17 protein-coding genes are annotated in these 21705 nt (G+C 71.9%); 7 read left to right on the top strand and 10 right to left on the bottom strand.

Annotated features, from left to right (window positions below; translation table 11 throughout):
• Positions 1 to 314 precede the first annotated feature (314 nt).
• Together coaD and rsmD are read right to left on the bottom strand one after the other, a co-directional pair.
• A complete protein-coding gene (coaD, locus tag AC07FN_RS29115; RefSeq protein ID WP_478398484.1) occupies positions 315 to 797 on the bottom strand; it encodes a pantetheine-phosphate adenylyltransferase in 483 nt (160 codons plus the stop codon).
• A 104-nt stretch (positions 798 to 901) separates the two neighbouring features.
• Entirely contained in the window at positions 902 to 1462 is a 561-nt protein-coding gene (gene rsmD, locus AC07FN_RS29110) for a 16S rRNA (guanine(966)-N(2))-methyltransferase RsmD (RefSeq protein WP_478398483.1), read from the bottom strand.
• A gap of 225 nt (positions 1463 to 1687) precedes the next feature.
• Between rsmD and AC07FN_RS29105 the strand changes: the two genes are divergently transcribed.
• The 5 genes from AC07FN_RS29105 (at position 1688) to AC07FN_RS29085 (ending at position 8539) form a co-directional block, all read left to right on the top strand.
• Complete coding sequence (locus AC07FN_RS29105; protein ID WP_478398482.1) at positions 1688 to 3742, top strand: HelD family protein; 2055 nt, start codon at positions 1688 to 1690, stop codon at positions 3740 to 3742.
• A gap of 87 nt (positions 3743 to 3829) precedes the next feature.
• Positions 3830 to 5245 carry an alpha/beta fold hydrolase gene (locus AC07FN_RS29100; protein ID WP_478398481.1) on the top strand — a complete coding sequence of 472 codons (1416 nt, stop codon included), beginning with the start codon at positions 3830 to 3832 and terminating at the stop codon, positions 5243 to 5245.
• A gap of 1 nt (position 5246) precedes the next feature.
• Positions 5247 to 6329 (top strand): sensor histidine kinase, encoded by a 1083-nt coding sequence (locus AC07FN_RS29095; RefSeq protein WP_478398480.1) that lies wholly within the window; start codon positions 5247 to 5249, stop codon positions 6327 to 6329.
• Positions 6326 to 6979 carry a response regulator gene (locus tag AC07FN_RS29090; RefSeq protein WP_478398479.1) on the top strand — a complete coding sequence of 218 codons (654 nt, stop codon included), beginning with the start codon at positions 6326 to 6328 and terminating at the stop codon, positions 6977 to 6979. Before AC07FN_RS29095 ends, AC07FN_RS29090 begins: the two co-directional genes overlap by 4 nt.
• Before the next feature lie 402 nt (positions 6980 to 7381).
• A complete protein-coding gene (locus AC07FN_RS29085) occupies positions 7382 to 8539 on the top strand; it encodes a cytochrome P450 (protein ID WP_478398478.1) in 1158 nt (385 codons plus the stop codon).
• Here the strand turns inward: AC07FN_RS29085 and AC07FN_RS29080 are convergent, their stop codons facing one another.
• Positions 8540 to 9964, bottom strand: coding sequence for a M28 family peptidase (locus tag AC07FN_RS29080; protein ID WP_478398477.1), 1425 nt, complete (start codon positions 9962 to 9964; stop codon positions 8540 to 8542).
• Between the two features lie 132 nt (positions 9965 to 10096).
• On the opposite strand from AC07FN_RS29080, the gene AC07FN_RS29075 reads away from it, so the two are divergent.
• A complete protein-coding gene (locus AC07FN_RS29075) occupies positions 10097 to 10312 on the top strand; it encodes a hypothetical protein (protein WP_478398476.1) in 216 nt (71 codons plus the stop codon).
• A gap of 53 nt (positions 10313 to 10365) precedes the next feature.
• On the opposite strand, the gene AC07FN_RS29070 is transcribed toward AC07FN_RS29075, so the two are convergent.
• From AC07FN_RS29070 to AC07FN_RS29040, 7 genes are all read right to left on the bottom strand, one after another.
• The gene (locus AC07FN_RS29070) at positions 10366 to 13743 is read right to left on the bottom strand and encodes a pyruvate carboxylase (RefSeq protein ID WP_478398475.1); all 3378 of its coding nucleotides are present in this window, start codon (positions 13741 to 13743) and stop codon (positions 10366 to 10368) included.
• 605 nt (positions 13744 to 14348) lie between these two features.
• Positions 14349 to 16586 (bottom strand): ATP-dependent DNA helicase RecG, encoded by a 2238-nt coding sequence (gene recG / locus AC07FN_RS29065; protein ID WP_478398474.1) that lies wholly within the window; start codon positions 16584 to 16586, stop codon positions 14349 to 14351.
• 84 nt (positions 16587 to 16670) lie between these two features.
• A complete protein-coding gene (locus AC07FN_RS29060) occupies positions 16671 to 17132 on the bottom strand; it encodes a hypothetical protein (RefSeq protein ID WP_478398473.1) in 462 nt (153 codons plus the stop codon).
• A gap of 99 nt (positions 17133 to 17231) precedes the next feature.
• Positions 17232 to 18116, bottom strand: coding sequence for a lysostaphin resistance A-like protein (locus AC07FN_RS29055; RefSeq protein ID WP_478398472.1), 885 nt, complete (start codon positions 18114 to 18116; stop codon positions 17232 to 17234).
• A gap of 11 nt (positions 18117 to 18127) precedes the next feature.
• Entirely contained in the window at positions 18128 to 19078 is a 951-nt protein-coding gene (locus AC07FN_RS29050; protein WP_478398471.1) for a DUF1648 domain-containing protein, read from the bottom strand.
• A 50-nt stretch (positions 19079 to 19128) separates the two neighbouring features.
• Positions 19129 to 19467 carry a GntR family transcriptional regulator gene (locus AC07FN_RS29045; RefSeq protein WP_452618730.1) on the bottom strand — a complete coding sequence of 113 codons (339 nt, stop codon included), beginning with the start codon at positions 19465 to 19467 and terminating at the stop codon, positions 19129 to 19131.
• A gap of 179 nt (positions 19468 to 19646) precedes the next feature.
• Complete coding sequence (locus AC07FN_RS29040; RefSeq protein WP_478398470.1) at positions 19647 to 21197, bottom strand: DAK2 domain-containing protein; 1551 nt, start codon at positions 21195 to 21197, stop codon at positions 19647 to 19649.
• Between the two features lie 288 nt (positions 21198 to 21485).
• Here AC07FN_RS29040 and rpmB point away from each other — a divergent pair, with 288 nt between their 5' ends.
• Positions 21486 to 21677: a 50S ribosomal protein L28 gene (gene rpmB, locus AC07FN_RS29035; protein WP_093262649.1), complete on the top strand. Its 192-nt coding sequence runs from the start codon at positions 21486 to 21488 to the stop codon at positions 21675 to 21677.
• Positions 21678 to 21705 lie beyond the last annotated feature (28 nt).

Raw genomic sequence — 21705 nt, 5'->3', positions numbered from 1 at the left:
GCGCTGACGCTGACGTGAACCCGAAATGTCACGTGGCACCATCGTGGGACGCGATTGAGCCGATCGGCCCAACTGCTTTGTTTCCAAACTCGTTCTGCGTGGCGGTGCCGGTAGCAGAACCTCAGAGGCCTTCTCACTGTGGGATCCCCGACACACGTATGACCAATACGACGCGTCGGGGCTGTCCTCGCGAGAAAACCTCTGAGAACCCGCGGCGGTGCGAGTTGCGAGGGTGGGCTAAGCGGCTACGCCGCTTCGAAGACCCGCCCTACCGAACCTGACGCCACCACTCCAAAACGGTCTCTAAGCCGCGGTCAGTTCTGCTCGGCGAGCCGGTCGAGGAGCCGGCGCTCGATCGTCGGCGGCAGCAGGTTCGACACGTCGCCGCCGTAGGTGGCGACCTCCTTGACCAGCGAGCTGGCCAGGAAGCTGTACAGCGGGTTGGTGGACATGAACATCGTCTCGACCCCGGACAGCTGCTGGTTCATCTGCGCCATCTGCAGCTCGTAGTCGAAGTCGCTGACCGCGCGCAGGCCCTTGACGATCGCGCCGATGTCGTGCGCCTTGCAGTAGTCCACGAGCAGGCCGTGCCAGGCGTCGATGCGCACGTTCGGCCACTGGGCGGTGACCTCGCGCAGCATCTCCAGCCGCTCTTCGACGCTGAACAGGCTCTTCTTGTTCTTGTTGATGAGCACCGCGACGACGACCTCGTCGAACAGCTTCGACGCTCGCTCGATGATGTCCAGGTGACCGTTCGTCACCGGGTCGTAGGAGCCAGGACACGCGGCACGCCTCATGAGCTGGCACGTTAGCAGCAGGCAGGGGCTGCCCCCACGATCACGTGGCGCGGGTCACCGCATGGGTCGTGAGTGCGAAAACGGGCTCCAGCCCGGCTTCGCGCTCACGACTCCTCGTGCGCGGCCCAGTGGACGGCGGTGTCGCCGTAGCGCTTGGTGCGGAAGGCCCGCAGCGGCGGCGGCCAGCCCGGTTCGCCGCTGCGCACCGCGCGCTCGACGATGACGAGGCTGCCCGGCGCAGTCCAGCCGTTCGGGGCCAGCCCGGCCAGCACGCGCTGCAGCAGCTCGGGCGCGAGGTCGTAGGGCGGGTCGGCCAGCACCACGTCGAACGGCTGCGCCGTCGGGGTGCCGATCAGGGTCTCGGCCTTCGCCTGTTCCACCCGGACGTCGCGGAACCCGAGCGACGCGGCGTTGCGGCGCAGCAGCTGGGCGGCGCGCCGGTCGGATTCGACGAACGTGGCGTGCGCGGCGCCGCGGGAGAGGGCTTCGAGGCCGAGCGCCCCGGAGCCGCCGTAGAGGTCGAGCACCCGCGCGCCGGCCAGCTCGATGGCCGATTCGAGCGCGCTGAACAGGGCTTCCCGCACCCGCTCCGAGGTGGGTCTGGTGCCTCGCGGGGGCACGTCGATGCGCCGCCCGCCCACGCTTCCGGCCACGATCCGAGTCACCCGACCATCGTCGCGCACCCGCGTCCGACCGGTGCTCCGCGGGCCTGGCAAGCGGCACCGCGACGCAAAACGCCCGCCGGGCGCTCTCGCGCGGCGGGCGTTGGTGTTCGGCTCAGTTTACGCCTGGGTATTCGGGTTCTTAGCTCCTGGGAGCAGCAAGCAGCTGCCGCGACGGGCCGTAGGCTGATTGGTCTGCCCACTGCACCACACGGGAGAACGACACAGGTGTCCGAAGCGTCCACCAAGCAGGCCGAGATCGCGGTCGAGCAGCAGCACGTCGACCGGGTTTACGCCCGGCTCGACGAACTGCGCGCCGAAGCCGAGGCGATGCGCGACAAGAGCTACGAGTACGGCCTGGAGGCCACTCCCGAAGCGCTGAACGAGCGCGACGTGATGCTGTACCACGCGAACCGGACGCTGCAGGCGCTGAACGCCGAGTCCGAGGGGCTGGTGTTCGGCCGCCTGGACTTCGCCGGCGGCGACGCCGTGCACATCGGCCGGCTGGGCATCCGCGATCCGCAGTTCGACAACCTGCTGGTGGACTGGCGGGCCCCGCTGGCCGCGGCGTTCTACCAGGCCACTCCCGAGCAGCCGCTGGACGTCGTGCGGCGCCGGGTGATCCGCTCCTCCCGCGAGCAGGTCGTCGATCTCTCCGACGACCTGCTGGACCCGGACCGGGCGCCGGCGGACATGCGGGTGATCGGCGACGGCGCGCTGATGGCGGCGCTGACCCGGTCGCGCGGCGACTCGATGCGCAACATCGTCGCCACCATCCAGAAGGAGCAGGACGACGCGATCCGGGCGCCCGAGGGCGGGGTCACCGAGATCACCGGCGGCCCGGGCACCGGCAAGACCGCGGTGGCGCTGCACCGCGCCGCCTACCTGCTCTACCGCGAGCAGCGCCGGCTCGGCGGCCCCGGGGTGCTGGTGGTCGGCCCGTCCCCGGTGTTCATGTCCTACATCTCCCGCGTGCTGCCGTCGATGGGCGAGCACAACGTCGAGCTGCGGGCGCTCGGCGAGGTGCTGGACGGCATCGGCACGGCCAAGATCGACGATCCGCGCACGGCGGAGGTCAAGGGCTCCTCGCGGATGGTCAAGGTGCTCCGGCGGGCGCTGCGGCTGCCGCCGCCGGACGCCCCGGACCACCTGCAGATGTTCTACCGGGGCACGGTGCTGAAGCTGCAGGCCGACGAGCTGAAGCGGATCCGCCGCTCGCTGCACAACAAGGGCGGGCAGCCCAACCGGTACCGGATGCGCGCGGCCGACGCGCTGCTGGAAGCCCTGTGGCAGCAGGCGAAGCAGGCCGCCGACGAGGACTTCCAGCCCGAACGGGAGCGGCTGATCAGCGAGATCGGCGAGCGCATCGAGTTCCACCGGTTCCTGGTCGCGTGGTGGCCGCCGCTGTACCCGATGCAGGTGTTGCGCTGGCTGTCCGACCCGGCGCGGCTGTCCCAGGCCGCCCGCCGGTTGCTGTCGGCCGAGGAGGTCGACCTGCTGGCGAAGTCGTGGTCCGAGGTGACCGAGTGGACGGTCGCCGACATCGCGCTGATCGACGAGCTGCGGGTGCTGGCCGGGCCGCCGCCGAAGCGCCGCCGCACCGTTCCGGAGGCGGAGCAGTCGCGCCGCGCGGTCAACTACGACGAGTACGCGCACGTGGTGGTCGACGAGTCGCAGGACCTCTCGCCGATGCAGTGGCGCATGGTGGGCCGCCGCGGGCGGCACGCGAGCTGGACGATCGTGGGCGACCCGGTCCAGTCGTCGTGGCCCGATCCGGCGGAGGCCGCCGCGGCGCGGCAGGAGGCGTTGAGCGCGCAGCGCACGCACCGCCGGTTCACGCTGCGCACCAACTACCGGAACTCGGCGGAGATCTTCGCCGTCGCCGCCGACGCGGTCCGCGACCTGGTCCCGGCCGACGACCTGCCGGTCGCGGTGCGCACGACCGGCATCGAGCCGGCGGTGCGCGAGGTGGCCGCCGACGAGCTGCCGCAGGCGGCGCGGTCGGCCGCGGTGGAGCTGGTGGCGGCGGCCGAGGGCACGGTGGGCGTGGTCACCACGATGGCCCGCCGCGACGAGGTCCGCGAGTGGCTGTCCACTGTGGATGGGTCCGACTCGGACCGGCTCCGCGTGGTCGGCAGCCTGGAGGCCAAGGGCATGGAGTACGACGCGGTGGTGGTCGTCGACCCGGACGGCCTGGCCGCGGAATCCAGCACCGGCCGCCGGGCCCTCTACGTGGCGCTCAGCCGGGCGACCCAGCTCCTGACGGTCCTCAAGACGCCGTAGGAGCGGTCGCCTGAAACGACCGCTTGGCCCGCGAAGATCTATCGAAAGTTGGACGCCAGGCCACCGGGTTCCCGAAAGCCTGGGCGCATGAAGAAACTGCTCACCATCGTGCTCGGCGCGGGGCTGCTCGCGGCGGGAACGGTGCCCGTCGCGTCCGCCGAACCGGGGCCGTCCTGGCAGGACTGCGGGGACGGCCTGCAGTGCGGCCGGATCGACGTGCCGGTCGACTGGGCCGATCCCGGCGGCGACCGGATCGACCTGGGACTGGCCAGGCTCCCCGCGCAGGATCCGGCCAACCGCAAGGGCACGCTGCTGGTCAACATCGGCGGGCCCGCCCAGCAGATCTCGGTGCTGCGCCAGTCGAAGGCCGCCTTCGCCGACCTCACCCGGTGGTTCGACGTCGTCGTCTCCGACCCGCGCGGCTTCGAGGAGAGCGCCGGGGTGCGGTGCCCGGATCCGATGCCCATGCCGGAGAACGCGGAATGGGTGTTCCCGGACCAGGCCACCTACGACGCCTACGCCGCCGAGAACCGGCGCTTCGGCACCGGCTGCGCCGAAGCGGCCGGGCCGCTGGCGGGCAGGCTGAACACGTGGCAGGTCGCCCGCGACATGGACGCGATCAGGACCGCGTTGGGCGAGGAGGAGCTGAACTACTACGGCAACTCCTACGGAACGGTCTTCGGGCAGGCCTACGCCGAGTTCTTCCCGGACCGCATCGGCCGGATGTACCTGGACAGCGTCATGGACCACACCAACCGGTCCTGGCCCGCCTGGCTGCTGCCGCGCGCGAAGACCATGGAGGCGAACCTCGACCGCTTCGCGCAGTGGTGCGGCGCGGAACCGGCATGCGCGCTGCACGGCCGGGACGTGCTCCAAGTGTGGGACGAGGTGTTGGCGCGCGCCGAGCGCGATCCCATCCCCGCTCCCGGCGCCGGGCCGAACGCCACCGCCGGCGCGACGCTGATCGTCTCGCGCGCCAATCCCGGCTACGAGGGCCGGTGGCCCGAACTGGCCGCGTCGCTGCTGGAGGCGCACGCCGGTGACGCCACCAGATTCGCCAAAGCCCCCACCGGCGGGATGGATCCCGCGCTGAGCCGGATCATGTTCTGCGCCGATTTCCCGTATCCGACCGAGTACGGCGAGGTCAAGGCGCTGGAAACCGCTCTGCGGAGCCGAACTCCGCGAATCGGCTGGGCCACCGCGTGGCAGATGTCCTACCACTGCGCCGGTCTCCCCGCGACGGCGAACTTCCGGCCGCATCCGATCCGCCCGCACGGCCTCCCGCCGATCCTCATCGCGAGCGGCGAATACGACAGCACCACCCCGCCGCAGGACGCGCGCCGGGTGACCGCACAGCTCGACGGCGCCCGCTACCTGCCGGCCAAGGGCGCTCACGCGCTCTACCTCAGCGGGCACCCCTGCGTGCGGGACCGGGTGCACCGGTACCTGACCACCGGCGAACTGCCGCCGGAAGGCACCGCGTGCGGTGCTGCATCCTCTTGACATGCGCTACGTGCGGGAAATCCTGCTCATCGCGGGCGTTTCGGCCGCGCTGATGCTGGTGGCGTGCCTGGAGCGGCGGGTCCCCGTGGACCTGCCGCTGCTGGCCGCCTTCAGCATCGGCGTTTGCCTCCCGCTGCCGGCCCGCCGGGCGCTGCCGCTGACCGTCGCGGTGGCGTCCGCGGTGATCGCGCTGCTGGGCATGGCTTTCCTGCCGAACTGGCCCGGAATGCTCGTCGCGATGGGTGCGTTCTGCGCCGCCGTCTACCACCGGCCGCGAAACCCGTTGCTGGTGCTGGCGATCGCCACCTGCTGGTCGGTGGGCACGCTCCTGATCGCCGGCGGGCCGGTCCAGGTCTTCACCGCGACCGACCTGATCGTCATGGCCATTGCCCCGGTCGCCACGGGCTACGCGTTGCGGCTGCACCGCGAGCGGGCGGGCCAGGCGCTCCGGCTGCAGCGCGCCGAGTCGGACCGCCTGCTGGCCGAAGAACGGGCGTGGCTCACCAGGAACGTGCACGACAGCGTCGGCCACCACCTGACCGCGATCAGGTTGCAGGCCACCGCGACCCGCCGGGCGCTCGACGGGGCTTCGCCGGTCGCCGACCGTGCGCTGGGCACGATCTCGGAGCTCTCGCGGACCGCGCTCGGCGAAGTGCGGAACCTGCTGCGGGAATTGCGGGAGGAACCGGCCTGCGGTCAGCCGGGCCTGGCCGACCTGGACCGGCTCGCCGACCGGCTCTCCTCCCCGGAGCGCGAGGTCAGCCTGCACCGCACCGGCATCGCGGCCGCGCTGCCGCCGGCCGTCGACCGGACCGCGTACCGGGTGGTGCAGGAGGCCCTGACGAACGCCGCGCGCCATTCCGGTGCGGCGGAAGTCGTCGTCCACCTGCGGCGGGACGAGCGGAGCCTGCACATCGAGGTCACCGACGACGGCCCGCCGACCGCCGCGGGAGCCGAGGGCCAGGGCATCCGCGGCATGCGGGAACGCGTGCACCTGCTCGGCGGCACGCTGTCGGCGGGCCCGGCCGATCCGGGCGGCTGGCGGGTCGCGGCGGGACTGCCCGTGGAGAGGACGGACCGGTGACGATCCGGGTGCTGGTGGCCGACGACCAGGAGGCGGTGCGCGACGCGCTCCGCCTGGTCCTGGACGGCGAGCCGGACATCGAGGTCGTCGACGTGGCGGCCAACGGAGCCGAAGCGGTCCGGCTCGCGCAGTGGCGACGGCCCGACGTCGTGGTGATGGACCTGCGGATGCCGCACCTGGACGGGATCGCGGCGATCCGCCGGCTCATGGGCGCGCGACCCGCGCCGCGGGTGCTGGCGCTGACGACCTTCGACCTCGACGAGTACCTCTTCGGCGCGCTGCAGGCGGGCGCGGCCGCGTTCCTGCTCAAGGACAACGAACCCGACGTGCTGGTGGCCGCGGTCCGCGAGCTGCACCGGGGCCGGGGGCTGGTCGACCCGCAGGTCACCGGGCGCCTGATCAGCCGCTTCGCGGCGCTCTCGCCGCATCCGGCGACCCCGGAGCTGGACCGCCTCACGCCCCGCGAGCACGACGTGCTGCGGCTGGTGGCGCGCGGGATGAGCAACGCCGAAATCGCGGCCGCCTGCACGATCGAGGAAGGCACGGTGAAGACCCACGTGAACCGGATCCTGGCGAAGCTCGGCCTGCGAACCCGAGTGCACGCGGTGATCTACGCCTACGAACACGGCCTCGTCTCCCTCGACCGGTGAAAGCCTGCCTTTCCGGGGTTCCGGTGTTCCCGTTTTCCTCCTGCGCTGAATGGGAATTCCACACTTTCTCCAGAAGGTGCGCCGATCAGGCGGACTTGCTGGAAGGCGGGCGCGCCCGGGAGTAGCCTCGCCTTCGAACGCGGGGCGAATCCGCGTTGGGTCCGGAGAATTCGGCGGCGCGACCGCACTCAGGTCCGAACTTCGCACGAGTCCGAATTCGCTTCTTCCACCCGCGCGTCCGCACGCCACCGGTTCGGTTCATGCACCGCCTTCTGATCACGTGAGCGATGGGAGGTCCGCCATGTCCTACGTCCACTGAGAACAGTCGCGAAGCTGAGCAATGGTCGGTGCCTCCGCGAAGCACGGGAGGCACCGGCTTTCCAGTCGTGCCGAGGAGTGCCGATGACCGCTTCGCCCACCGACACCGGTGAGATCTTCCGCCCGCTGTCCCCCGAGATGCTCGCCGACCCCTACCCGGTCTACGCACGGCTGCGGGCCACCGACCCGGTGCACTGGCACGAACAACTGCAATCCTGGGTGCTGACCGGCCACGACGACTGCTCTCGCGTGTTGCGCGAGCCGACCGTCTTCGGGTCCGACCCGCGCCGGCTCGGGCTGCCGATCCCGGACTCAGTGATCAGCCTGCAGACGATGGACGCCCCCGAACACCCGGAAGTGCGGCACCACTTCGTGCGGGCGTTGCGCGGGCAGGACCTGGACCGCTGGGCCGCCGAGGTCCGCACGACCGCCGACGAACTGCTCCGCCGCGCCGCCGGCGGTCCCTTCGACTTCGTCGCCGACATCGCCGAACCGCTGGCGCTGCACGCGATGTGCCTACTGTGCGAGGTCCCGTACCCGGACGACGACCGACCGCTGCGCGGAGCGTCCCGAACGATGGTGCTCGGCATGGATTCCGGCCTGGACCCGCAACGCCGGGAACCGGCGCTGGCGGCCCGCGAGGTGCTCAACGACATCGTGGCGCGGTGGGTTTCCACCGCGCGGACCGGGCTGTTCGCCGGGTTCGCCGAAATCGGTTCGATCGACCGGCGACACCTGGTGAACTCGGCGAAAGCGGTGTTCGACGCGGGTTATTCCTCGACCAGCAACATGCTGGGCAACGTGGTGCACCGGCTGGTGCGCCGGCAACCGCTGGAAACGGGAAGACTGCGCGGGCTGGGCACCGACGGGGTCGCCGAACTCGGCCGCCTCGACCCGGTGGTGCAGGCGGTGAGCCGGTTCTGCCTGGCGGACGTCGAACTGGGCGGACGCCCGCTGCGGCGCGGTGACGTCGTGATCGCCATGCTCGGCGCGGCCAACCACGACCCGGCCGTCTTCCCGAACCCGGACGAGCCGGACCTCACCCGCCCCGCAGGCCCGAACCTGCTGTACGGGCGCGGCGCTCACTCGTGCCTGGGCGGACACCTCGCCAACCGGATCGGCGTCGCGCTGCTGCACGCGATGGCGGACGCATTCGATCGCATCGAACCGGCCGGAGCGGCGCGGCAACGCCCCACTGCCACCCAACGCGGCCTGGACGAACTGCCGCTGCGTGCGAGCTGATCAGCGCCCCGATTCGGCGCGGACGTCCGCGGCGTACACCGCGAACCGGCCGACTGCCCATGCCACCGCACCGGCGCTCTGCCGCATCGCATCCCGGTTGATGTGCGCCAGGTCGTCGCACGGCTGGTGGTAGCACGGGTCGTAGAACTGCCCCGCGGTACCGCCGAAGATCGCCGCCTCCTCCGGCGTCTTGATGCCGCGGATGCCACCGTGCGCCCCGCCCGAGGGCACCCCGGCCGCGATGAAAGCCTCGCTGTCGGACGGCATCGTGGCGAAGTCGGCGCTGAGCACGGGCGCGTGCTGCACGCGGTACCCCTGCGTCATCACGCCCTCCACCGCACCGGAACCGGGCGGCGCGCCCGGGCCCCCGGTGTCCGGGTGCTCGCTGTCGTCGCCGTCCATCACGAAGTGCGCGTGGTTGCCCGAGGCGAGCATCTCGAAGTTCAGGTACAGCGCGATGTCGCGGATCTCCTCCGGCGTGAGCGAGTCGACGTAGTGGTGCGACCCGACGTTGATCAGCTCCTCCGCGCCCCAGAACGCGAACCGGACCTTGTTCGGCACGACCTGCTGGTAGGGCGCGAGCCGCAACGCCGCCTGCAACACCGCCGCAGCGCTGGACCCGTTGTCGTTGACGCCCGGGCCGTCCTGCGCGCTGTCCAGGTGGGCACCGACCATCACCACGTTGCCGGCAGCGCCGCCGGCGGTCTCGGCGAACACGTTCACCGTCGTGCCGTACTCCTCGTGCCCGCGCAGATCCACTGTGACCGGTCGCCCCGCCTGGCCCGCTAGTTCCTCGGCGACGAGCTGCGTGACGTGCCCGACGGGGATCGCCGAATCCGGTGCGCGCAACCGCAGGACCGCCCACGGCGCGGGCGAAACGTCGTGCAGCACAAGCGCTGCCGCACCGGCCGCGCCGGCGGCCCGGGCCTTGTCCGGGGTGGTGCAACCGCCGGTGCGCACCAATGCGACCGCGCCTCGGACGTCGGGCGGGAAATCGGCGGCCTCGCAACCGGGGGTGGCGTCGTCGGCGGCGCCGAGCACGAACAGCGGCGCGGTGATACCGCCTTCCGGGGTGGACGGCGCGTACTGGGACATCAGGATGCGCACCGCCGATCCGTCCGGCGCGGTCAGACGCTCCACATCGGCGCGGAACCCGTGGTACGGCACGTCCTGGTAGGTCACTTGGTACCCGGCCGCGCGGAGCTGGTCGGTGAAGTAGCGCACCGAAGCGTCGTACCCGGGGGTGCCCGTAGCGCGGTTCCCGCCGTTGGCGGCGGCGATGCCGTCCAGCGCGGCCAGGTGCGCCACGCTTTCGTCGTCCCCTGCGGCGATCCGGTCGGCGAGCCATTCGCGGTCCACCGCACCTGCGCTCGGCGCCGTCGCGAGGACCAGCAACACCGCCAACGCAACACCCAGCCGTCTCATGCCGAACCTCCCGGATCAGTAACCGGATCATGGCACGGAGCCGATCTCCCCGGCAGCGACGAACGGACCAACCCAGCCCACCCCGTCCGGTCGACCCGAAAGACCAAGCTGACCCGCGAAACCGCGCGCCAGGTGGAGGCGAAGTACGCCGAGTGGGACCCGGTTCGCACCGACCCGCTGTTGATCGTCTTGGCCGGCAAGCTGGAAGAGGACCACACGGTCGCGTTCTACGACGCGCTCATCGTCGAAGCAGCGCTGAGAGCCGGGGCGACGAAGCTGCTCACCGAGGACATGCAGCACGGTCGGCGGTTCGGGAATCTCCTGATCGAGAACCCGTTCCGCCCCTGACACGCCGAGAGCGGGCCGCCTCCTGGGGAAACGGCCCGCTCTCGTGGTTCCGATCAGCCGAGTTCGATGATCAGGTCGCCGCCTTCGACCTGCTGGACCGCGCCAATCGCCAGGCGCTTCACCCGGCCGCCCTGCGGGGCCGTGATCGCCGCCTCCATCTTCATCGCCTCGATGGTGGCGATCGTCTGGCCCGACTCCACAGCGTCGCCTTCGCCGACCGACAGCGTCACCACGCCCGCGAACGGCGCCGGCACGTGGCCGGGGTTGGACCGGTCGGCCTTCTCCGCGACCGGCAGGTTCGTGGCCACCGAGCGGTCGCGGACCTGGATCGGCCGCAGCTGCCCGTTCAGGATGGCCATCACGGTGCGGATGCCGCGCTCGTCGGGCTCGCTGATCGCTTCCAGGCCGATCAGCAGCCGCACGCCCGGCTCCAGGTCCACCGAGTACTCCTCGCCCGCGCGCAGCCCGTAGAAGAAGTCCTTGCTGCGCAGCAGGGAGGTGTCGCCGTACGCCTCGCGGTGCTCGGTGAACTCCTTGGTGGGCTTGGCGAACATCAGCCGGTTCAGGGTGCCCCGGCGGTTCGAGACGAGCCCCTCGCGGTCCTCATCGGACAGTTCCGCGAGCTTGCGCACCGCGGTGCGGCCCGCCAGCGCGCGGGTGCGGAACGGCTCCGGCCAGCCCGCCGGCGGCTCGCCGAGCTCGCCCTGCAGGAACCCGATCACCGAGTCCGGGATGTCGAACTTGCGCGGGTCGGCCTCGAAGTCGGCCGGGTCCACGCCGGCGCCCACCAGGTGCAGCGCCAGGTCGCCGACCACCTTCGAAGAGGGGGTCACCTTGACCAGCCGGCCGAGGATCCGGTCGGCCGCGGCGTACATCGCCTCGATCTCCTCGAACTTGTCGCCCAGCCCGAGCGCGACCGCCTGGGTGCGCAGGTTCGACAGCTGGCCGCCGGGGATCTCGTGCTTGTACACGCGCCCGGTCGGCGACGCCAGGCCCGCCTCGAAGGGCTGGTAGACCTTGCGCACCGACTCCCAGTACGGCTCCAGGTCGCACACCGCCTGCAGGTCCAGGCCGGTGGCCTGCTCGGTGTAGTCGGTAGCGGCCACCACCGACGAGAGCGCGGGCTGCGACGTGGTGCCGGCCAGCGACGCCGTCGCGGCGTCCACCGCGGCCGCCCCGGCCTGGACGGCCGCCAGGTAGGTGGCCAGCTGGCCGCCCGGGGTGTCGTGGGTGTGCACGTGGACCGGCAGGTCGAATTCCTTGCGCAGCGCGGAGATCAGCTTCGCCGCCGCCGGCGGCCGCAGCAGCCCGGCCATGTCCTTGACCGCCAGCACGTGCGCGCCGGCGTCGACGATCTGCTCGGCCAGCCGCAGGTAGTAGTCCAGCGTGTACAGCTTCTCGTCCGGGTTGGACAGATCGGCCGTGTAGCACAGCGCGACCTCGGCGACCGACTTCCCGGTGGCCCGCACCGCCTCGATGGCCGGGCGCATCTGCTCGACGTCGTTGAGGGCGTCGAAGATGCGGAAGATGTCGATGCCGGTGTCGGTGGCCTCCTGCACGAAGTGCTCGGTCACCTCGGTCGGGTAAGGCGTGTAGCCGACCGTGTTGCGGCCGCGCAGCAGCATCTGCAGGCAGATGTTGGGCACCGCCTCGCGCAGCTTCGCCAGCCGCTCCCACGGGTCCTCGGCGAGGAACCGCAGCGCCACGTCGTAGGTCGCGCCGCCCCAGCACTCCAGGGACAGCAGCTCCGGCGTCAGCCGCGCCACGTGCGGCGCGACCGCGAGCAGGTCGCGGGTGCGTACTCGGGTCGCCAGCAGGGACTGGTGGGCGTCGCGGAAGGTGGTGTCGGTGACGCCGACGGCCTTGGATTCCCGCAGCCAGCGGGCGAAGCCCTCCGGGCCGAGCTCGGTGAGGCGCTGCTTGGAGCCGGCCGCCGGCGGCACCGACAGGTCGATCGCCGGCAGCTTGTGCACCGGGTCCGGGGTGGTCGGGCGCTCGCCGTTGGGCCGGTTGACGGTGACGTCGGCGAGGTAGTTCAGCAGCCGGGTGCCGCGGTCGGCCGAGTGGCGGGCGGTGAGCAGGTGCGGCCGCTCGCCGATGAACGACGTGGTGACCTTGCCCGCGGCGAAGTCCGGATCGTCCAGCACCGCCTGCAGGAACGGGATGTTCGTGGACACGCCGCGGATCCGGAACTCGGCGACCGCGCGGCGGGCGCGGGCGACGGCGGTGGCGAAGTCGCGGCCCCGGCAGGACAGCTTCACCAGCATCGAGTCGAAGTGCGCGCTGACGCTGGTGCCGGCGAACGCGGTGCCGCCGTCGAGCCGGATGCCCGCGCCGCCCGGCGAGCGGTAGGCGCTGATCATGCCGGTGTCCGGGCGGAACCCGTTGGCCGGGTCCTCGGTGGTGATGCGGCACTGCAGGGCCGCGCCGCGCAACCGGATCGCGTCCTGCGTCATGCCGAGGTCTTCGAGCGTCTCGCCGGCGGCGATGCGCAGCTGCGACTGCACCAGGTCGGCGTCGGTGACCTCCTCGGTGACCGTGTGCTCCACCTGGATGCGCGGGTTCATCTCGATGAACACGTGGCGGCCCTGCTCGTCGACCAGGAACTCCACGGTGCCCGCGTTGACGTAGCCGATCTTGCGGGCGAAGGCCACGGCGTCGGCGCAGATCCGCTCCCGCAGCCGCGGGTCCAGGTTCGGCGCCGGGGCGATCTCGATGACCTTCTGGTGGCGGCGCTGCACGGAGCAGTCGCGCTCGTAGAGGTGGATCACGTTGCCCGCGGCGTCGGCGAGGATCTGCACCTCGATGTGCCGCGGGTTGATGACCGCCTGCTCCAGGAAGACCGTCGGGTCGCCGAAGGCCGATTCGGCCTCGCGCATCGCGGCTTCCAGCGCCTCGCGCAGCCCAGCGGGGTTGTCGACGCGACGCATGCCGCGCCCGCCGCCACCGGCGACGGCCTTGACGAACACCGGGAACGTCATGCTCTCGGCGGCGGTGAGCAGCTCGTCGATCTCTCGGGACGGCGCCGAGGAGTCCAGCACCGGCACGCCGGCCTCGCGGGCGGCGGCGACCGCGGTCGCCTTGTTGCCGGTCATCTGCAGGATCTCGTGGCTGGGGCCGACGAAGGTGATCCCGGCTTCCCGGCAGGCGCGCGCCAGCTCGGGGTTCTCGGAGAGGAAGCCGTAACCGGGGTAGACGGCGTCCGCGCCGGCCTCCCGCGCGGCCTTGACGATCTCCTCGACGGACAGGTAAGCGCGGACGGGATGCCCAGGCTCGCCGATCTCGTACGACTCATCGGCTTTCAGGCGGTGCAGCGAGTTGCGGTCTTCGTGGGGGAACACCGCGACCGTGCCCGCGCCTAGTTCGTACGCGGCGCGGAACGCGCGGATCGCAATCTCGCCGCGATTCGCGACGAGGACCTTGCGGAACATGCCGGCTCCTCCTGGGCAGGTGTCGGTCGGTGTGAGCACCGTACCGCGAAAATTCCCCTAACCGGGAGAACCTCTCAGGTGATGGACACCTCGCTACCTTTATGACCTGCCCAAATACCCATTGATGCAAGGTCTAGACCAAAAGAAATCGGCGCTAATTTTTCTTCTGCCGAATTTTCGATCTCTTACTAGCGCTCAGGCGTGGCGCCCGCTCCGGACTGCCGCCCGATCGGCGGCCGGCGGACCCCAGAAGACCACAAGACCGTGGAGGGCGCTGAAAACCCGACCGCGACGCCGCACCGGGGAGCCACCGATGCCACCGCGCCCTCACGTTCTCGACACCAGGGCAGCCGACGTCCACGCCCAGACCGCCACCCTGCGGGCCCGGCCGAGCGCCCGGGCAGGGCTGCGCACGGTGGCCCCTTGTTCCTCTCCATCGACCACCGGGAACAACCGGCCACTCGACGCCCCAAGCCCCGCACCTGACCCCGGCGCTGACACCGGCACGGCCCGCATCGCATCCCCGAGGCGAACGGACCGCTCACCTCACCAACCGAAGCGAACGGACCATTCACCTCACCAACCGAGACGAACTGGCCGTTCGCTCAGGTCTTCTCCAGGTACTCCGCGCGTTCGGCGTCGACGACCTCCGCGACCATCCGCGCCAGACCCGGGTGGTTCCGCAGCTGCGGGTCCTCGCCGACCACCCGGTCCGCCTCCTCACGGGCCTGGGCGATCACGTCCTCGTCGCGCAGCAGCGACAGCATCTTCAGCCCCGACTTCCGGCCCGACTGCGCCGCGCCGAGGATGTCGCCCTCGCGGCGCAGTTCCAGGTCCAGGCGGGCCAGCTCGAAGCCGTCCGTGGTGGAGGCGACCGCGTCCAGCCGGTCCCGCGTCGTGGTACCCGCCATCGCCTCGCTGACCAGCAGGCACAGGCCCGGCGCGCTGCCCCGGCCGACGCGGCCGCGCAGCTGGTGCAGCTGGCTGACGCCGAACCGGTCGGCGTCCATGATCACCATGACGGTCGCGTTCGGGACGTTGACGCCGACCTCGATGACGGTGGTGGCGACCAGCACGTCGAGCTCGCCCGCGGCGAAGGCGCGCATCACCGCGTCCTTGTCGTCGGCGGGCAGCCTGCCGTGCAGGATGCCCAGCCGCAGGCCCGCCAGCGGCCCGGCCGCGAGCTGCTCCGCGACGTCGAGCACCGCCAGCGGCGGCCGCCGCTCCTCGCCGTCCTCCGGCGGCGGCTCCTCGCCGCCGCCGTCGCTGTCGTCCACAGCGGACTTCGCCGCTTTCTTCTTGCCCTTGCCCGGGTTCTCCTCGTCGTCGCCGATCCGCGGGCACACCACGTAGACCTGGTGCCCGGCCGCGACCTCCTCGTGGATGCGCGCCCAGGCCCGGTCCAGCCAGGCCGGCTTCTCCGCCACCGGAACGACGCTCGTGCTGATCGGCGAGCGGCCGCGCGGAAGTTCCCGCAGCGCCGAGGTTTCCAGGTCGCCGTAGACCGTCATCGCCACCGTGCGCGGGATCGGCGTCGCGGTCATGACGAGCACGTGCGGCGACGCGTCGTCCCCGCCGCGCGCCCGCAGCGCATCGCGCTGCTCGACGCCGAAGCGGTGCTGCTCGTCCACCACGACCAGGCCGAGATCCGCGAACGACACCCGGTCCTGGATCAGCGCGTGCGTGCCGACGACGATCCCGGCTTCGCCGGAAGCCGCCTCCAGCAACGCCTTCTTGCGCTGCGCCGCGTTCAGCGAGCCGGTCAGCAGCGTGACGCGGGTGGCGTTCCCCGCGCCGCCGAGCTCGCCGGCCATCGCCAGGTCGCCGAGCAGTTCCCGCAGCGATCGGGCGTGCTGCGCGGCGAGCACCTCGGTCGGCGCGAGCATCGCCGCCTGCCGGCCGGAGTCCACCACCTGCAGCATCGCGCGCAGCGCCACCACCGTCTTGCCGCTGCCGACCTCGCCCTGCACCAGGCGGTTCATCGGGTGCTCGGCGGTCAGGTCGGCGGCGATCTGCTCGCCGATCTCCTGCTGCCCCTTGGTCAGCTCGAACGGCATCCGCTGGTCGAACGCCGCCAGGACGCCGTCGTCGCGCATCCGGCACACCGGCGCCGGGTGCGACTTCGCCGCGCCGCGCAGCTGCGCGAGCGCCAGCTGCACCGCCAGCGCCTCGTCCCACTTCAGCCGGTCCTGCGCGGCCTGGACATCGCCGAAGTTCTGCGGGCGGTGGATCTTGCGCAGCGCCGACTCGAGATCGGCCAGCCCCATCCGGTCGCGCAGCTCCTCCGGCAGCGGGTCTTCGGCGCCGTCCCAGACGTCCAGCACCTGGCCCACGCACCGCGCGAGGGACCACGACGGCAGCCCCTGCGCGGCCGGGTAGACCGGGAGCACTGCGGAGGCGAATTCCTCGGCCGCCGAACCGAGATCGGTCTTGTCCGCGTCGAAGAGCTGGTACTCGGGGTGCGCCAGCTGCAGCTGGTCGCGGAAGGCGGTGACCTTGCCCGCGAACATGCCGCGCCGCCCCGGCAGCAGCTCGCGCTCCCGCCACGCCTGGTTGAAGAACGTGCAGCTCAGCGAGCGGTGGCCGTCGGTGATCCGGGCCTCGACGATGGTGCCGCGGCGGGACTTCATGGTGCGCTTGCTGACCCGCTCGACCTTCGCGAGCACCGTGGCGTGCTCGCCGAGCTCCAGCCCGGCGATCGCGGTCAGCTCGCCGCGCTCGGCGTAGCGGCGGGGGTAGTGGCGCAGCAGATCCCCCACCGTGACGAGGCCCAGCGCCGAATCGAGCGCCTTGCCGGTCTTGGCGCCGAGCACCCGGTCGAGCTTCGCGTCCAATGTGGTCACTGCATGTCCTCCGCCGTGCGCATCGTCACCGGTCGTCCCGCCGGGCAGGCACCCGCAAGTTATCGGACGGCACCGACGCGTCGATCAGTCGGTGGCGGCGACCCGCGCGCTCTGGCTGCCCAGCCGCCAGCCGAGCCAGCCCGCGAGCGCACCGCCCAGCAGCAGCCAGCCCTGCGCGTGGAGATCGACGGTGTCCCGGAAGTCCGTGGCATTCAGGTTGGTGAGCGTGGTCAGCACGACGGTGCCGAGCATCAGCGAGCCGAAGACGCCCAGCGCCGCCCCAGCCCAGGCCAGACCGCGCCGCCGCAGCACCCCGCGGACCCCGAACACGCTCCACACCGCGGCGACCGCCAGCCACCAGACGAGCTTGTCGAACAGGAAGTCGCGCAGCGAGCTGGAACTCTTCGGCGCCCCCGACGACGTCCACTCGATCGCGATGGGCTCCGGCAACCGGGCGCGCAGCAGCAGCGGGACGGCGATCATCAGCAGCGCGATGAGCACGGTCCAGCCACCGACGAACCACAGATACCGGCTTCGGACACTCACTGGACGCTCCCGGGACAGTCGACGACCAGTAACGACAGTAGCGCCAGGCCGCCGCCACCGGTCGGCCCGGCCGGGCATCGCCGACCGGGCCGGGGCTGGTCAGGCGGCTGCGACCGGCTGCGGGGCCCGAGCCAGGCGCCACCGGCGCGTCACGAACAGCGCCAGCGCGGCCATCAGCACCCAGCCGACCAGGCCGGTGGCCCCGGCGATGACCACGTTCGGCGGCCCGGCCGCGGAGCCCAGGATCATCGGCAGACCGGCGGACGCGTTGAACGAGCCGTGGCACAGCACCGCGGGCCAGACGCTGCCCGAGTACAGCCGCAACCAGCCCATCAGCACCCCGTAGATCACGCAGAACCCGGTGAACAGGACCGCCGCCCAGGGGCCGAGCTGCGGGTAGTTGTAACCGAGCAGCGTCAGCGGTGCGTGCCAGACGCCCCAGATCAGACCGGAGAGCAGCAGCGCGGGCCAGGTGCCGAACTCCATCAGGCGCGGCAGCAGCCAGCCCCGCCAGCCCCACTCCTCGCCGAAGGCGAGCACCGAGTTGATCAACGGCGCGAACAGGACCATCGCCACCAGCTGGATCAGCACGACGGTCCCGACGCCGATCGGCGGGGCGCCGCCCATGGCCTCGCGCATCAGGCTGAAGTCGAAGTCCACCGCGAGGACCCCGACGGCCGCGCTCAGCACGACGGCCGCCGCGCTGATCAGCGGCGTGCCGAGCCAGGCGGCCAGCAGCAGCAGGACCGTGCGCCCCTTGCGCGGCCCGAAGGTCAGGCCGGTCGCGCGGGCCCATTCGCGGGCCGGCACGCGGCGGTCCAGCAGCCGCACCGCGAGCACGCCCAGCGTCGGCGTGAACATCATGACTCCGGCGAGCCACGGGATACCGCTGCCCAGGCCGCCCGCGAGCCACAGCGGCAGCGCCACCAGCCACGCGCCGCCCAGCGCCACCAGCAAGTACACCCACAGATCGCGACGTCCCACGTCGTCTCCCCTCACAGTGCCGAGCGTTCGGTGATGAGCGCGTTGACCAGTTCCGCGCCGCGTTCGGCGTGGTCGACGCTGATGTAGAAGTCGCGGCCGGAGGTCAGCCGCAGGACCAGGCATTCGCCGCCGCGCAGCATGATCGCGGTGCTGCTCGGCCGGACCCGGTAACCCCAGCCGCCGACCTCCAGCGGCCGCCGGGTCTCGACCCGCGCGCCGTCGATCTTCGCCAGCGGGATCAGCCGGGCCGGCCAGCGCTGCGGCCCGAACGCGACCCGGACCCCGCGCTCGTCGATCTGCACCCGCGCCGAGGACAGGGCCAGGCAGGCCGCGCCCGCCAGCAGCGGGGCCAGCACGATCGGCCAGGGCTGGAAGACGGCGGTCGCGGCCGCGGCCAGCAGCACGAGCCAGCCACCCGCGCGGAGCGCCGGGCTCGACACCGACGCCAGCCACACCGCCCGCTGGCCCGGCTTCAGCGCCAGCTCCGGCCCCTCGGCCGCGTCTTGCGCGCCCTCGTCCGGCCCCCGGTGGCAGGCGGACCAGCCGAGCCGGCCGGCGAGCGCCGCGATCAGCAGCACCGGGATGATCTGCCAGTTCATCGACCGCGCCTGCCGCCACTCGGCGACGTCGAGGTTCGCCCACACCGTCAGCGCCGCCAGGCCGATCATGAACACCGCGCCGGCGGCGAGGATGGCGCCCGCGGCGGCGCGGGTGCGGCGTTGCCGCCAGCCGCGCGCGGCGTACCCGGCGACGGCCGACCCGAGCACCAGCCAGCCGATCGGCACGAAGATCAGGAAACCCGCGACCGACGTCGAATCGTCCGGCGCGCCGGCGAAGCCCCAGTGCGACGCGATCGGATCGGGGAGCCGGTCGCGGAAGGCCCGGATGCCGAAGTGGAGCACCGCCGCCACGGCCACGACCCAGAGGCCCGAGGCGGCCAGGAACCGGGTGCGGTACGTCATTTCGCCTCCTGCGTCTGGTGGGCCACCCGACTCCGGCCCGGATGAATCCCTCATCTCTCCCCCTGCCTGATCCACTCGATGACGTCGTCCGGCCGATAGCCGTGGCGCTCAGCCTCGGCCAATAGGTCGCCGACCTTCCGCTGCAGCGCGGCCTTCGCATCCGGGCGGCGCAGCACCGTGACGCCGCGCCCGCGGCGGAACTCCAGCAGCCCCTCTTCTCGCAGCTCGCGCAGCGCGCGGAGCACGGTGTTGGGGTTGATCTGCAGCGCGACCGCCAGGTCCCGCGCGGGCGGCAGCCGATCGCCCGGCGCGACCTCGCCGTCGGTGATGGCGCGCCGGATGGCGTCGGCGGCCTGCTCGTGCAGCGGCCGCTGATCGTGCAAATCCAACGAAAGCAACATGGTGCTAATGACACTAGCACCATTCACTTCTTACGTGCCAGCAGCCTCACCGTTCGCGCAGGTCAGGACCCGTGCGTACTTTCGTCGCCATGGCAGCAAGAAGCGCACACGGGCCTGACCAGGCAAAACGCGAACACATCGGAGTGATGCGAGTGTCGGCGGAGGTGCTACTCGACGCCGATGAGGAGCAGTGCGTCGAGGTTCCCGCCCGGGTAGTGGGCGAACTCGACCTCGGGATGGGCGTGGCGGAGGTGTCCGGCCAGCGCATCCGGCAGGCCGTCCGGGGCATCGGCCCGGATCAGCGCCGTGAGCAGCTCGCCACCGGTGGCGAGCATCCTGGTGGCGAGCTCGCGGGCCGCGGCGGGCACGTCGTCGCCGATGAGCACGACCTCGCCGTCGATCAGCCCGAGCACGTCGCCGGGCAGGCAGCGGCCGACCCAGGTCAGCGCCTCGGCATCGGCGATGCGCAGCTCGCCGCGCCGCGTCGCGGCCGCCGCCTCGGCCATCGCCACCTGGTCTGCGGCCCGGCGCCGGGTCGGATCGTGCACCGCGAGCGCGGCCAGACCCTGCACCGGCGACGCCATCGGCACCACGACCACGTCCTGCCCCTCGCCGACCGCGCCGACCCGCTCCACCGCGGCGGCCGTAGCCGCGTCGTTGGGCAGCACGACGACGTGCGCGGCGCCGGTCGCGACGAACGCCTCGCGGAGCCGCTCCTCGGTCAGCTCCGCGCCGCCGACCAGCACATCCGCACCCTCGGCGGCGAACAGCTCCCCCAGGACTTCGTCGGTGACGCAGGCGAGCACGGCGACGTCCCGCGCGAACGCGGCCTGCTGGTCGGCGAACCGGGTGACCTTGATCTTGTGCACGCGCCCGGTCCCGATGCCCGACTCGATCGCCGCCCCGATGTCGCCGCAGTGCACGTGCACGGCCCAGGAATCCGCGCCGTCACCGACCACCGACACGCAGTCGCCGAGCGCGCACAACGCAGCGCGCAGCGCCGCGACCCGGTCCTGATCGGTGTCGGCCAGCAGGTACATGACCTCGTACTCGTGCTGCGACTCGTGCTCCAGCACAGCCGAATCGCCCGGCACCGGCGCCTCCGGCGCGAGCCGCTCGCCCTCGCGCACCACCGCGTGCAACGCGTCGAGCATGATCACCAGGCCCCGCCCGCCGGCATCGACGACGCCGGCGTCGGAGAGCGCCGCGAGCTGGCCCGGAGTGGCGGCCAACGCGTCGACAGCCGCCCGGGTCGCGCGGTGCACGACCGCGTCGAGCTCGCCGGAACCGGCCGCGAGCGCCGCGGCGCGCAACACCGACAGCACCGTGCCCTCAACGGGCTCGGCGACGGCCTGCCTGGCCAGCTCGTCCGCGCGGGCCAACGCCGCACCGAACGCCCCGCCGTCGGCTTCGGCGACGTCGCGCAACGACTCGGCGATACCGCGCAGGGCCTGTGAGAGCAACACACCGGAGTTCCCGCACGCGCCGCCGAGCGCGCCCTTCGACAGCGCGGCGAGAACACCGCCGAGCGTGTCCGGCTCGACCGCGTCGAGCGCTTCCACCGCCGCGCGCATCGTGTGCAGCAGGTTGGTGCCGGTGTCGCCGTCGGCGACCGGGTAGACGTTGATCCGGTCGATCGCGTCGCGCTCGGCCGCCAGCCCGGCCAGCGCCAGATCGGCCCACCGGCGGGCAGCCGCCGCAGTCAGCGTCCGCAACACCCGCGACCTCCCACGCCGCCACCTACGATCGGATTGTCCGAGACTAGTCGCTGTCCGCGCCGGGTTCGGCACGCATCGGCACTCGCCCCCACCGCCGGGAGCGCCTTCGCCGGTGGGCTACACTGATCCGGTCCCAGGGTGGCGATGACCCCGGGCAACCGGGTTCTCCGGGCTGAGACCGCCGGTCACGGCGGTGGACAGTGAGCGCTCACGCGAGGCTGATGCGGCCGTGGTGCGCTTGCGGCTCTCATCGCTGTAACCGTCAAGCAAAGTTAAGGGGTGTCTGACGTGGCTGCCGTCTGCGACGTCTGCGGTAAGGGACCAGGCTTCGGCAACTCGGTCTCGCACTCCCACCGGAAGACCAAGCGCCGGTGGAACCCGAACATTCAGACCGTGCACGCCAAGATCGGCCTTTCGCAGCGCAAGCGCATGAACGTGTGCACCTCTTGCCTGAAGGCCGGCAAGGTCGTCCGCGGCTGAACTCGACTGCGCGCAAAACCCCGGGGCC

This window comes from Saccharopolyspora sp. NPDC045941 (assembly GCF_056431445.1).
The sequence above is the reverse complement of the archived record's forward strand: the minus strand, read 5'-3'. Positions and strand labels throughout refer to the sequence as shown.

Coding starts and splice junctions, on each gene's coding strand:
- AC07FN_RS29050 (WP_478398471.1), bottom strand. CDS start 19,078: ATGACGTACCGCACCCGGTTCCTGGCCGCCTCGGGCCTCTGGGTCGTG.
- AC07FN_RS29100 (WP_478398481.1), top strand. CDS start 3,830: ATGAAGAAACTGCTCACCATCGTGCTCGGCGCGGGGCTGCTCGCGGCG.
- AC07FN_RS29080 (WP_478398477.1), bottom strand. CDS start 9,964: ATGAGACGGCTGGGTGTTGCGTTGGCGGTGTTGCTGGTCCTCGCGACG.
- AC07FN_RS29070 (WP_478398475.1), bottom strand. CDS start 13,743: ATGTTCCGCAAGGTCCTCGTCGCGAATCGCGGCGAGATTGCGATCCGC.
- coaD (WP_478398484.1), bottom strand. CDS start 797: ATGAGGCGTGCCGCGTGTCCTGGCTCCTACGACCCGGTGACGAACGGT.
- AC07FN_RS29095 (WP_478398480.1), top strand. CDS start 5,247: ATGCGCTACGTGCGGGAAATCCTGCTCATCGCGGGCGTTTCGGCCGCG.
- AC07FN_RS29085 (WP_478398478.1), top strand. CDS start 7,382: ATGACCGCTTCGCCCACCGACACCGGTGAGATCTTCCGCCCGCTGTCC.